13 protein-coding genes are annotated in these 12,941 nt (G+C 49.3%); 8 read left to right on the top strand and 5 right to left on the bottom strand.

The window, feature by feature from the left end; genetic code table 11:
* Positions 1-37 precede the first annotated feature (37 nt).
* From J7619_RS05585 to J7619_RS05575, 3 genes are all read left to right on the top strand, one after another.
* Positions 38-1,081: a hypothetical protein gene (locus J7619_RS05585; RefSeq protein ID WP_291195272.1), complete on the top strand. Its 1,044-nt coding sequence runs from the start codon at positions 38-40 to the stop codon at positions 1,079-1,081.
* Between the two features lie 131 nt (positions 1,082-1,212).
* Positions 1,213-2,319, top strand: a complete 1,107-nt coding sequence (gene mnmA, locus J7619_RS05580) for a tRNA 2-thiouridine(34) synthase MnmA (RefSeq protein WP_291195269.1) — start codon at positions 1,213-1,215, stop codon at positions 2,317-2,319.
* Positions 2,320-2,403: 84 nt separating this feature from the next.
* Positions 2,404-2,790, top strand: a complete 387-nt coding sequence (locus tag J7619_RS05575; RefSeq protein WP_291195266.1) for a hypothetical protein — start codon at positions 2,404-2,406, stop codon at positions 2,788-2,790.
* Positions 2,791-2,884: 94 nt separating this feature from the next.
* Here the strand turns inward: J7619_RS05575 and rlmB are convergent, their stop codons facing one another.
* The 3 genes from rlmB to J7619_RS05560 all read right to left on the bottom strand — a co-directional run bounded on the left by rlmB (position 2,885) and on the right by J7619_RS05560 (position 5,889).
* A complete protein-coding gene (gene rlmB / locus J7619_RS05570) occupies positions 2,885-3,658 on the bottom strand; it encodes a 23S rRNA (guanosine(2251)-2'-O)-methyltransferase RlmB (RefSeq protein WP_291195263.1) in 774 nt (257 codons plus the stop codon).
* Positions 3,634-4,848 (bottom strand): GWxTD domain-containing protein, encoded by a 1,215-nt coding sequence (locus J7619_RS05565; RefSeq protein WP_291195260.1) that lies wholly within the window; start codon positions 4,846-4,848, stop codon positions 3,634-3,636. The genes rlmB and J7619_RS05565 overlap by 25 nt, the downstream gene beginning before the upstream one ends.
* Before the next feature lie 150 nt (positions 4,849-4,998).
* Complete coding sequence (locus J7619_RS05560; protein ID WP_291195257.1) at positions 4,999-5,889, bottom strand: SDR family oxidoreductase; 891 nt, start codon at positions 5,887-5,889, stop codon at positions 4,999-5,001.
* Between the two features lie 84 nt (positions 5,890-5,973).
* On the opposite strand from J7619_RS05560, the gene J7619_RS05555 reads away from it, so the two are divergent.
* Positions 5,974-6,684 carry a DNA alkylation repair protein gene (locus J7619_RS05555; protein ID WP_291195254.1) on the top strand — a complete coding sequence of 237 codons (711 nt, stop codon included), beginning with the start codon at positions 5,974-5,976 and terminating at the stop codon, positions 6,682-6,684.
* 11 nt (positions 6,685-6,695) lie between these two features.
* Here J7619_RS05555 and J7619_RS05550 read toward each other — a convergent pair whose 3' ends face one another.
* Entirely contained in the window at positions 6,696-7,616 is a 921-nt protein-coding gene (locus tag J7619_RS05550; RefSeq protein ID WP_291195251.1) for an aspartate carbamoyltransferase catalytic subunit, read from the bottom strand.
* Between the two features lie 462 nt (positions 7,617-8,078).
* On the opposite strand from J7619_RS05550, the gene J7619_RS05545 reads away from it, so the two are divergent.
* Together J7619_RS05545 and J7619_RS05540 are read left to right on the top strand one after the other, a co-directional pair.
* Entirely contained in the window at positions 8,079-9,797 is a 1,719-nt protein-coding gene (locus J7619_RS05545; RefSeq protein ID WP_291195248.1) for a T9SS type A sorting domain-containing protein, read from the top strand.
* Between the two features lie 53 nt (positions 9,798-9,850).
* Complete coding sequence (locus J7619_RS05540) at positions 9,851-10,297, top strand: transcription elongation factor (RefSeq protein ID WP_223403596.1); 447 nt, start codon at positions 9,851-9,853, stop codon at positions 10,295-10,297.
* Here the strand turns inward: J7619_RS05540 and J7619_RS05535 are convergent.
* A complete protein-coding gene (locus tag J7619_RS05535; RefSeq protein ID WP_291195244.1) occupies positions 10,294-11,007 on the bottom strand; it encodes a YebC/PmpR family DNA-binding transcriptional regulator in 714 nt (237 codons plus the stop codon). The genes J7619_RS05540 and J7619_RS05535 overlap by 4 nt on opposite strands.
* 116 nt (positions 11,008-11,123) lie before the next feature.
* On the opposite strand from J7619_RS05535, the gene J7619_RS05530 reads away from it, so the two are divergent.
* Positions 11,124-11,582 (top strand): GNAT family N-acetyltransferase, encoded by a 459-nt coding sequence (locus tag J7619_RS05530; RefSeq protein ID WP_291195241.1) that lies wholly within the window; start codon positions 11,124-11,126, stop codon positions 11,580-11,582.
* A 388-nt stretch (positions 11,583-11,970) separates the two neighbouring features.
* Positions 11,971-12,927, top strand: a complete 957-nt coding sequence (gene metF / locus J7619_RS05525; RefSeq protein WP_291195238.1) for a methylenetetrahydrofolate reductase [NAD(P)H] — start codon at positions 11,971-11,973, stop codon at positions 12,925-12,927.
* The last annotated feature ends 14 nt before the right edge of the window (positions 12,928-12,941 follow it).

The raw sequence follows: 12,941 nt of genomic DNA, 5'->3' as shown, positions 1-12,941 counted from the left end.
ATGGTTTTAATCGGTCAAATATGCGTAACTTCCTTGTATGGAAATGGGTGATGTTAAAATATTAAGGAAAAAACCGATTTATCCGGTGAGCTCTGAGCTGCGCAAATACCTGCGTTTTTACCAGCGCGACGCCCGTTTGCCGGTGGCTTACCACGATCTGCTGAATTTCTATGAGTCGTTTCCGGTCATTGATAAGAACGGGAAGGATACGCTTTGGGAGAGCCCGCTTTACCCGCCGCATGAGCTGGAACGATTGCACGCGGGCCTGAAAAAGGTGTATGCAATGCTCAAAGCTTCGGGTAACCTGCGCATTGTCGAGCACAAATACATCGACCGCATTGATTATTGCAAATTCGGTAATTCCAACCCGTTCCGCATTAAAATCGTGAACCGACTGAATGATATCTACGATTATTTCTACGTCAAAAAGGCCGATTCTTCCCGCATTTACGGACTGGAACTGGAAGAAATCTTCTCACCCAACCAGGTCAACTACATCGTCGACGGTGAAACGCTGATCGAGGAACACATTGCCGGTATTCCGGGCGACGAGTTTGCGCGCACACGCATGCGTGACCCCGACTACAATCCGATCCGGATCGCCAAGGAATTTGTGAAGTTCAATGAGCGCTGCAAGATCACACTGCTGGGCGATATGCGTTCTTACAATTTTGTGATGCAGATTACCCCGGATTTCGACGATTTCCAGTTCCGCCTCCGTGCTATCGACTTCGATCAGCAATTTTACGAAGGCAATCTGAAAGTGTATATGCCGCAGTTTTTCAAGGAAAACCTGCCTTACGTGCAGTTAGCGATGGAATACCTGACCGACAAAACGGTGGTGCAATACCAGCAAGAAGAGCAGTCGTCGATTATGTATCAGGCCAAGGCCGAGCGCTACCGCCTGCGGGATTTGCGGGATGTTTGTATCAAAGACAAAATTTCAACCACCGACAATATTCATCAGTTACGCGAAAGTCTTGCAGCCCATTATTCCGATGCCCATTACCACAAATGCGAGACCATGACGGAGATTATCGAGTTGAATATTAAGAATGTGATCAGGATGGTGATTGCTTGAAGTTTTGACGGCTGGACAAGATTCCGGCAATTAATCCGTACCTTTGTGGAACTGTGCCGCGGTTCGCCGCTGTTACAATTTTTCAAATTAACCAAAATCGGAAGGCATTCAACCTTCGCCAGATTACCACCATGAGTAAACACGGACGCATTCTTGTCGCTATGAGCGGCGGCATTGACAGCTCACTCGCAGCTGTCCTTCTCCACGAGCAAGGTTATGAGGTCATTGGGATGACCATGAAAACCTGGGACTATGCCAGCAGTGGCGGTACCAAGAAAGAAACCGGCTGTTGTTCGCTGGATTCTATTAACGATGCACGCAATATCGCGGTGGAACTCGGTTTCCCGCATTATATTCTCGATATCCGCGCCGAGTTCGGCGATTATGTGATCGACCATTTTACAGGCGAATACCTCGAAGGCCGCACGCCCAACCCTTGTGTGCTTTGCAATACCCACATCAAATGGGATGCATTGCTCCGTCGCGCCGACAGGCTCGATTGCGAGTTTATCGCTACCGGGCATTATGCCAATATGCAGTTCAATAATGGTCGCCATTATGTGTCCAAAGGCATTGATGCCTGGAAGGATCAAAGCTACGTGCTTTGGGGCGTATCGCAGGAAAGCCTGGCCCGTACCAAGCTGCCGTTGGGTTATTTACATAAAACCGAAATCCGTGAAATGGCGCGTGAAAGAGGGTTTATTGACCTGGTTAATAAATCTGAAAGCTATGAAATCTGCTTCGTGCCGGATAACGACTACCGCGGCTTTCTGAAAAGACGTATTCCAGGACTGGAAGCTGAGGTAGCAGGCGGTAATTTCATTTACGCGGATGGCACGGTCGTAGGCAAGCATGAAGGTTATCCATTCTACACTGTCGGCCAGCGCAAAGGGCTTGGCATTGCATTAGGCCGCCCGGTTTTCGTGACGGAAATCCGGAAAGATTCTAACGAAGTGGTACTTGGCGACATGCCCGATCTTTTCCGCGACGGTATGAACGTGAGCAAATTGAATTTGCAAAAATACGCTTCCCTCGAAAAGCCGCTGGAAACCGTAACCAAAGTGCGGTACAAACACGACGGAACCCCGGCGATCATCGAACAAACCGGCCCGGATCAAATCGTAGCCCGCTTCCACGATGGCGTCAACGGCATTGCACCAGGCCAGGCCGCTGTCTTTTATGAAGGCGATGATGTGGTCGGCGGCGGCTGGATTATGAAGAGCTTCAAGCAGGAGTGAGAGTGGTGAATTATTTCTAAATTAGCTTCCCATTATCTACTCAAATAGTTCCTCTGTAAAGTTTTATCATCAACAAACTTACAGATGGATTTAAATCTCTTGCGCCGGATGGCGAAGGAAAGGGTTAGATTGGATTTGGTCTCAAAGAATGTAGGGATTTTTCGCAAGGAACTCGGCGGGGAAATCGAATTTAATATGGCTGGGATTAAAGAATGCATCAATCAACCGTTCAATCTCTACCGCGACAAGATCTTATTGCTAATCGATGGATTGGAAGGTGCATTGAGAAGCGCTACTTATGTAGGTTTTACATCACATCAAAATCATCCCAGACCCCACGTAGTTGGATATCATTTCTTTGAAACGCAAATAGGCGGTGAAACCGCCTATTTTAATGTCCAGTTGACGGTTCAGAACCGCTATTTTCTTTACTCGATCACAGAATCGATACGCTGGGAAACGCTGGAATAAAAAAACACCCGACGTGCTTAGAGGAGATGCAATCCAATGCCGGTTCAGGTGTTACACAAATATAAGACTTTTATCTGAAAAACAAGTCTTATTGTCAGATCTTTATCCTCTGCCTCACAGCTTCGTACAGAATGATAGAACTCGCCACCGATACATTCAGTGACTCGACTTGCCCGGCAAGCGGGATTCTTGCGCCGCTGTCGGAGAGGTCGATGAATTCCTTGGAAATACCGTCTTCCTCTGATCCCATGATGATCACGGTTGGAACGGAGAAATCAATATCGTAAAGCGATTTGTCCGTTTTTTCTGTACAAGCGATGATCTGCAACCCGCTGTTGCGAAGGTAAGTCAGCGTTTCATAGAGATTCGGTTCGCGGCAAATGGGCAGGAAGTTCAATGCGCCTGACGACGTCTTCATCGCATCCGCATTGATTTGCGCACCGCCTTTGGTAGGGACAATGATGGCCTGCACGCCTGCGCATTCGGCCGTACGCGCGATCGCACCAAAGTTGCGGACGTCGGTAACGCGGTCGAGTAGAAGCAGGAGCGGGGTTTTGCCATCTTCATACACCTGCGTAAGCACATTGTGCAAAGGCATGTATTGAATAGGCGATACAAATGCGATGACACCCTGGTGGTTTTTGCGCGTTACCCGGTTCAATTTTTCAACCGGTACACGCTGATAGGGGACGCCGAGCTCCTTGGCGAGCTTTTCAATCTCCGCAAGACCAAACTCGCGCTGAATAAATAACCGTTCTATTTCTTTGCCCGAACGAAGGGTTTCGAGTACCGACTGCGTACCAAAAACCATATCGGCCTGGGACTGTCTGGGGGCGGGTTTTCTTACCGTATACTTCCGTTTCTCCATGCTTCTACTACTGGATACCAAATCGGCTGGTATTCGGCATAGCGAACCAGTTCATAATGATCATCCACAAATTGATTGTTTCTTCTGTTAAATGTAAAATTGACGTTTTGGGCGTTGCCTCTGTGATCGTAGGTCCACACCTCGCGGTCTTTGCTGCGCTGTACTTTATCCGGCGGGCCCAATACGATGTAAATCATTCCTTTATCGGTTTTCCAGCCTTCCTTGTAAGTGGTGAAAAGCTGGTTGGCCTCTTCGACCCTGCCATAGAACGAACGGATCGATTGCTGAGCAAGTGGCGCATTGCCGTTCATGAGCGTAAGCCAATATTTATCCAGCGCCTTTTTATAGTCCTCGGCCTTCTTGATTTCGTTGATCTCATTGTTGGTGCTCATGTAAAGCAACGGACCAAGCAGCAATTGCGGACGGGTAACCTTCGGAAAACGCTCATTTACCACCAGAATGCCCAGGCCTTCCGATTGGGTAGTGTCTGCGAAAATATTGTAAAGGCCTTCTTTGGTGAATTGCAGCGGCTGGTTGGCACTAATCGTGAAAGTACTATCCACTTCCAGCGATTTCCCCACGTTCTTTGGAGCAATGTTCATCGGCGATCCTGCCGGTTCGAAGTCGTGATTGTAGTAATAAACGTGCAGCTGGTCGGCGTTTTCGCCTGCTTTCTTGATCGTAAACTGCTCAGTGGAACTGATATAATGTCTTTGCAAAGGCTGGGTAGAGTTGCCCGCGTAGACACCATATGTTTGGTTGACAGCCAGTTTTTTGAACCGGATCGTGAGATCGTTCAACACCTTCTTCAGTGTACCGGTCTGGCTGATTTCACTCAAAAGCACGCCATAGTCCCGGTTGGGGCTTTTGAGCTCATAGGAAATCACGATCTTGTCGCCCATGCGGGAAACGTTTGTAGAATCGAGTTTCACATTACCGTAGCCGAGCCTTTCGCGTGTTCCGTAATCGGAGTAGATGACGTAGTTGAGATTGTAGAGTTTCACAAAATCCGCCACACCCATCGGATTTTTTCCCTTGAAGGCATCCACGTACAGAAAAACCGACGTTTGGGTCGTGTCTTTCAACAAATATTTACTTTGAATAGCGACCAGGGAAAGCTCTTCGTTCACCGGTGCGGGGGCCTGCTGTTGCTCCGTCGGGCGTACCTGGGCCTCGGGAATCTGCTTCATAGACTTATTGGATGATGCGCACCCGGCCATCACCAAAACAGACATTATATAAATACAAAAGCGAAGATTTGTTCTCATGTACGTGTATTCATCGTTTGTCAAATAACGAACGAACGGGCAAAATTACCCAATAAAACGGTAATAAAATTTTTATTCCGGACTCTTGCCGCCACGGGTAGCGGATTTGATCTGTTCCTCGATCGCATTCCATTGGCTATCAGTGATTTCTTTCAGAAAATTGAATTGGCCGCCAGCCAGTACTTCACCGCCGTCGAGCGTGATTACTTCGCCGGTCATGTAGGCTGAAAAATCCGAAATCAGATAGGCTGCCAGGTTGGCGAGTTCCTGGTGCTCGCCCGTGCGCGCGAGGGGAATGCGGTTTTCGAATGCGAATTTGGTGGCCAGTTCTTCGGGGAACAAGCGGTCCCAGGCTCCTTTTGTAGGAAATGGGCCGGGAGCGATTGCATTGAGGCGTATGCCATGCCGCCCCCATTCGAATGCGAGCGATTTGGTCATCGTCAGTACGCCGGCCTTGGCCATGGCCGATGGCACCACCCATCCGGAGCCGGTGGTGGCGTAAGTAGTCACGATGTTGAGTACCGAGCCTTTGATTTGATTTTCAATCCAGTATTTGCCCAAAGCCAACGTGAAATAATAGGTACCGCGCAACACGATATCGACGACCGTATCGACCGCTTTGTACGAAAGCCGCTCCGTGGGACTGATGAAATTCCCGGCAGAGTTGTTGACCAATCCATCGACGCGCCCGAATGTTTCAACGGCTTTGGCGATCACGTTTTCGACCTGCTCAGGTTTTCTTACATCGCATGCCACATAAATGATCTTACCGCCTGTACTTTGGCTGAGTTCAGATGCCGTTTTCTCAAGAACATCTTCTTTTCTGCTGCAAATGACCACATTCGCGCCGAGGCAGAGGAAGTAGGCGGCCATCGATTTTCCCAGCCCGGTACCGCCTCCGGTGACGATGATCGTCCTGTTTTCGAGTGCGCCGTCGCGCAGCATGCCTTCATTGTAGGTCATGATGAATGTGTTTTTAGAATGGGATGAAAGTTAAATTTTTCTTTAAAAACATTATATTTTGAATGAAAAACAAATCGCCCGAAGATGGAGCAGGTGAAGGAAATCATGAACGAGCTGGCCATGCTGGCGACTGAACAGACACTCAAAACAATGCGGAACCATGGCGCGGTGGAGCCCATCTATGGCGTGCGGATAGGCGATATGAAGCCGATCCTCAAAAGACATAAAAACAACCATCAACTCGCACTGGAATTGTTCAAAACCGGTAATTCGGACGCGATGTACCTGGCCGGGCTGATGGCGAAACCTGCACTAATGACGCCGGAAGTGCTCGACGAATGGATCAAAGGCGCATCCTGGCATATGATTAGTCAATATACTGTGGCCTGGAACGCGGCGGAAAGTCCCTACAAATTTGAAATGGCGCGAAAATGGATCGAATCCGACCATGAACTCACTGCTGATGCCGGATGGGCAACCTGGGGATACATTCTGGCATTGACACCCGACGAGCAGCTCGACAAGCAGGAAATTGACAGCTTGCTCGATCGCGTAGAGCGCGAGGTGCATTCGGCGCAAAATCAGGTCCGGTATGTCATGAACGGCTTCGTGATCGCGGTAGGTTCCTATTATGCGCCGTTGGCGGAGAAGGCAATGGAAGTCGGGAAACGGATTGGAATAGTGACGGTCAATATGGGGAATACCGAATGTAAAGTGCCTTATTCGCCCGACTACATTCAAAAAGTATGGGACAAAGGCCTTTTGGGAAGAAAACGAAAAGAAGTAAGGTGCTGATCGGTAGTTTGTTATTGCTGGGCCAACAGATAAAGCACAGCCATTCTCACGGCTACCCCGTTTTCTACCTGGTTCAAAATGATGGAATGCTGTGAATCAGCCGCATCGGAAGAAAGCTCGACACCGCGGTTGATAGGGCCCGGGTGCATCAGTACGATTTCCTTGTCCAGCTCGTCGAGCATGGCCTTATTGATACCGTAATACAACGAATATTCCCGCAGCGATGGGAAATATTTGATTTGCTGCCGTTCCAGCTGTATACGCAGCACGTTGGCCACGTCGCACCATTGCAATGCCTCTTTGACGTTGTGGCTAATCTTTACGCCTAGCTCTCCCAAATGCTTAGGTATCAGGGTGGAAGGGCCGCATACCATTACTTCCGCCCCCAATTTTTGCAGACAGAATATATTGGACAATGCTACGCGTGAGTGCGTAATGTCGCCGATGATCGCGATTTTTTTGCCGGCCAGGTCGCCTAGTTTTTCGCGCATTGAAAACGCATCGAGCAATGCCTGCGTCGGGTGTTCGTGCGTGCCGTCGCCTGCGTTCACGACGTTCGCAGGAATGCGTGTCGAGAGGTAATGGGGTGCTCCCGGGCTGCTGTGGCGCATCACGATCATGTCCACTTTCATGGCGAGGATATTATTGACCGTGTCGAGCAGTGTTTCTCCTTTCTTGACCGAACTGCCGGACGCCGAAAAATTGACCACATCGGCCGAAAGCCTTTTTTCCGCGAGCTCAAAAGAAAGCCGGGTACGGGTGGAATTTTCGAAAAAAACGTTGGCAATGGTAATGTCGCGAAGGGAGGGAACTTTCTTGATGGGCCGGTTAATGACTTCTTTGAACTGAGTCGCTGTATCTAAGATAGTTTGAATGTCGTTCTCGTTCAGGTTTTTGATTCCAAGTAAGTGCCGGACCGAAAGTTGTGTCATTGTTTGTATTCAAGAAAGTTTGGCAAAGATAATAAGGAAGCGCTCAATGCGAAAATCCGGGCGAAATTTTCAGGAAAATCAGTGTTAAATGAACCTCATTTTTTGGAGTCAAATAATCTTTAATTGCCGTAGAATAATTTATTTTAACCTATCAATTTATTTCTTGATTTCTCTGCTATTTTTGTTTCAACCGGTTGCTTGCCCACTACTTCGTTAGTGTTTTCTCCTCCCTATTTCTTGATAATCAGCTCAATAGTATCATTCATTCATGAAAAGGACTGACGGCTTATTGCTGTGTCTTGCCCTGTCGACTATCCGGTAGAGGTATGGCTCCCGCTGTCAATAAACCTTTGCATGAGTGACAATTTTTTTCTGTCCGCCCGGATGGAATAGCGCCCCCCGTTTTTTTGATTGCCCCAGCACCCGCTCGTTTTAAGTTTCTCATACTTAAACCTAATTCCTATGCGCGTAAAGCTTTATGTGTTTTTCGTTTTCGTAGTTACGTATTCCCCGGTGCTGGCGCAGCTCAACGTGAATTTCCCACCTGCGCGTATGGTTTTTCAACGCAATCAGGGTGGTAATGCAAATGTATTTGTGACGGGGACCTACACCGGTAATCAGATCACTCATATCGAAGCAAGGCTGAATCCCAGAGCGGGGGAGCCGGGTAATGCCGTGGGATGGACGACCATCGCTTCGAACCTCACAACCGGGGTATTCGGCGGGTTCCTGACTTCGCCCGGAGGACGCTTCGATCTGGAAGTAAGAGGGATGAACAATGCCGATCAACAAGTGGGGAATGCTGTCACCATCGAAAAAGTAGGTGTGGGGGAGGTGTTTCTCATTGTCGGTCATTCCAATGCCGCTGCCGCGGCAGGAGCTATGACTGGTGCCGCCAGCGACCTGGTCAACAGTATCGACCCCAATCCCAATCAGGCGTTGCGGGATCTTTATCTTCAGACAGGCAGCGCCAGTAATCTCCCTGACTTGCAACCTACGCACCTCTGTCAGACCTGCGGCATTGCGCCAATGGTGGATGTCCCGTGGTTTTGGTCCAAACTGGGTGATTCGCTCGTGAAGGCATTGAACGTGCCCATTCTCTTTTACAGCGCGGCTTTCGGAGGCAGTAATATGGGTTATTTTTACAAAGCGGCCTACGATATCCCCTTTACACACGGTTTCATCAGGTATAATATCCGCATGCCCTATGTCAACATTCGGAATACGATGTCCAAATATGCGCCGCGGACGGGATTACGTGCGATTCTTTCGGCTCACGGCATCAACGACGGCGATACAACGGGCGCAGGCTTTTATTTCAGGAGTCAGAAAGTCGTTGAAAAAAGCCGTAACGAGGCGAATTACCAGGACCTGGCGTGGCTGGTGGCGACGGCCTGTTATAATAACGGTGTCAGGCAGGAGATTACCGACGCCCAAAATGCGCTGATCAACGACGATCCCAATATATTCCGGGGAGCAAACCTGAATGCGATCGGGAATGAGGGGCGTTACGATGGCCTGCATTTCAATGAACTGGGACAGGTTATGGCGGCCGGCCTTTGGCGTGATGCGATCCTCGACCCGGCAGAGAATGTGCTGGCTAATGCTAAGCCATTTATGGCCACCGCTCCACCGCTGCCGCCTCCGCCGTTACCCGTTACACTGGTCAGTTTCGATGCGAAAAGGTCGGTCAACGGCTTCCATGAACTCGAATGGGTAACAACTTCCGAGACTAACAACGATTACTTTGAAATACAGAAAAGCACCGATGCCAGGATCTTTAACACAATAGGGAACGTGAAAGGGGCAGGCGACAGCAAGGAAACGAACCACTACCATTTTACCGACGAGGCTCCCGGATTGCAAACGACCTATTACCGCCTCAACCAGGTTGACTACGACGGAACGGCTACGCTTTCCAGGATAGTGTCGGTGCGAAACGGAAATGCAGCCCCCGATCCCGCTGTCTACCCCAATCCGTCGCAGCACCTGATTGAAGTAGCAACCAACGACGGCTCGGCGGTTGTAGGGCTGAAAGTACTGGATTTGAATGGCAATACCCTGCTCGAAAAGCGGGATAGTGATGAGGTCGATGTGTCGGCACTGAACCGCGGCGAATACATTGTGGAATTCAAAACCGGGGCTGGGGCGGTTGTCAGGAAGAAAATTACCAAACTCTGACCCTGGCCATTATATTTGCAGCTTTTCGGGCAACAGCGGCAAATATTTAGAATATGGATAAAGCAAAGGTGATCGCTCACGTAAAATCGCTCCTGGATGAGCGTATGCAGGTAGCGTGGGCCGCTATGGAAGCGGCACAGGAATCGGCGAACGATCAGGGGAAAAGCTCGATGGGGGATAAATATGAAACCTCACGGTCGATGGGACAGCTCGACCGTAATATGCACGCGCGCCAGTACGAGCAGGCGCGTCAGGAACGACTGATCCTCGAAAAGATCGGTGAAGGGGATGCGCCTGCCCGCAGCGCCGTAGGGTCTTTGTTGGAAACCACGGCTGGCTGGTTCCTTATCGCGGTGAGCCTGGGCGCCGTTAAAATAGAAAATGAGACCGTCATCGCAGTCTCATCTTCGTCGCCCGTAGGTGCTTCGTTGTTAGGAAAAGAACCCGGGACTTTTTTTGAATTTATGAAAAAACAACACCGGATCGTGGCGCTGCATTAAGCCATATTGTGGAACACGCGTACCACATCGTCGTCCTCCTCGATTTTCTCGATCAGTTTCTCGACTTCGGCAATCTGCTCGTCGCTCAATGTCTTGGTATCGTTCGGAATGCGCTCGAAATCCGCTTCGACGATCTCGTAGCCGTTCTCTTCGAAATAATGCTGTAACGCACCGAATGCAGGGAACTCACCGTACACGTTGATCAGGCCGGTTTCTTCATCGAGGAACACCTCTTCGCCGCCCACGTCGATCAGTTCAAATTCAAGCTCTTCGATATCCTTGCCGGTATTCTTGATTTTGAAAATACATTTGCGGTCGAAGATAAAGTCGAGCATGCCCATTGTTCCGAGGCTTCCTCCCAGCTTGTTGAAGTAGCTTCTTACGTTCGCAACGGTGCGGGTAGGGTTGTCGGTGGTGCTTTCCACGAGGATGGCAATGCCGTGCGGGCCGTATCCTTCGTACACCATTTCCTTGTAATCTTCCTGATCCTTGGATGTGGCGCGCTTGATAGCCCGTTCAACGGTTTCTTTGGGCATGTTCACCGCTTTGGCGTTTTGCAGCAGTACCCGGAGTTTGGAGTTGGTGGCCGGGTCGGCAGTACCGTTTTTCACGGCCAGAACGATCTCCTTACCAATCCTGGTGAAAGTTTTGGCCATCTTGTCCCACCGCTTGAACATCCGTGCCTTTCTGTATTCAAAAGCCCTTCCCATACTTATAATGTATTATTAGTTATTTTAATGTTGGTAACTTGGTATTGTCAATTGTGCCGCAAATTTATAAAAACGGTCAATATCAGATAAAATAAATTCTTTTGCCCCCAATTTTCATGGATTATCACCTCGACTGGCGCTTTCAAACATTCGACGAACTGACTACAACCGAGCTCTATGCTATACTACGGCTACGCAGCGAGGTTTTCGTACGCGAACAACGGTGCTGTTATCTCGATGCGGATAACAAAGACCAGCTTAGTTATCATGTTTCTGGCTATCGCGACGGCGAGCTCATGGCCTTCTCGCGCATCGTTCCACCCGGTTTGTCGTACGAATATCCGGCGATTGGCCGGATCGTCGTTTCGCCGAAAGGCCGCGGGGCAGGGTACGGCATCGAGCTGCTCAACGTTTCCATTCAAAAACTGGAAGAATTGTATGGCAATGTCCCGATCCGGATCGGCGCTCAACTGTACCTCAAAAGGTTCTATGAGTCGTTCGGTTTCAGGCAGTCGGGCGATGTTTACCTCGAAGATGCCATCGAACATATCGAAATGACGAGGCCAAATCAGTAGAATTTACAAAATGTGCGACCTTTTGGGGAATCGTTTCCCAAAAGTGTTGAAATAGTAAACACTGCATGTAACCGCAAAATGTGTTAAAACGGAGTTGAAACAGGATATTTGGAGAAAATTGTAGTAACTAATCTACATTTCGATAAAAAAAGTTTGATATAAATTGCTCGTAAACGCTTTCTTTCCTAATTTGGCACAGAATTTTAGTTATTAGTATTCAGTCAAGCAAATTGTTGCTTTGGGACTGACGCCCTGTCAGCAACCCAATTAACATTTTTGACGAACACTGATAGAGGAGGGTTTACGTGGAATGGCCTACTGTAATGCGGTAGGCCATTTTTTTTGTGCTTTCTTTGTACTCTCTTAAAACACACCACATCACTCCCAAATGACCAAAGTTACCGAGTACATTCGCCGCGCGGAGGGAAAGACCTTATTCTCCCTCGAGATCATTCCGCCGCTGAAAGGTCAGAATATTAACGAACTGCTGAATTCCATTGAGCCTTTGATGGAGTTCAATCCCCCTTTTGTAGACGTGACCTACCACCGCGAAGAGCTGATCGACAGGGTTGGCCCGGATGGCAGCATTGAGCGGATTCCCATCCGCAAGCGCCCGGGTACTGTCGGCATTTGTGCACGCCTGATGGAGCGCTTCAAGGTAGATGCTGTTCCGCATGTAATTTGTGGTGGCTTCACGAAAGACGAAACCGAGGATGTCCTCATCGACCTGCATTACCTGGGCATCGACAATGTGCTGGTGCTGCGCGGCGACGCCGAGCGTTCTGCCGGCGTTTTCAGGCCGAAACCGGGCGGGCATTCGTATGCGTCCGAATTGGTGACGCAGGTAGATAATATGAACAAGGGTATTTTGCTCAACGCGGAAACCGAAACTTCACCAACCGACTTCTGTATCGGTGTGGCCGGCTACCCTGAAATGCATTTCGAGGCGTCGTCGTTCGATTCGGATTATGCGGCTTTAAAGAAGAAAATAGACCTCGGCGCGAATTACATTGTGACGCAGATGTTTTTTGATAACCAAAAATATTTCAGATTCGTGGAGCGCTGCCGTGCGGAGGGCATTACCGTGCCGATTATACCGGGTTTGAAACCCATATCGACGCGGAAACAACTAACCGTACTGGCGGATATTTTCCACCTGGAATTTCCGCAGGAGCTGGTAAAGGAAGTTGAAAAATGCGCCACCGATAAGGAAGTGCGTCAGGTAGGTGTTGAATGGGGTATACAGCAATGCAAGGAGCTGCTGGCTTATGGCGTGCCCGTACTGCATTTTTACACGATGGGTAAATCCGACAATGTGTCGCAGATCGCCCGCGGCGTATTCTGATAACCGCTTGCCGC

The sequence above is a fragment of the Dyadobacter sp. genome (genome assembly GCF_017744695.1).
GTDB lineage: Bacteria > Bacteroidota > Bacteroidia > Cytophagales > Spirosomataceae > Dyadobacter.
The sequence above is the reverse complement of the archived record's forward strand: the minus strand, read 5'-3'. Positions and strand labels throughout refer to the sequence as shown.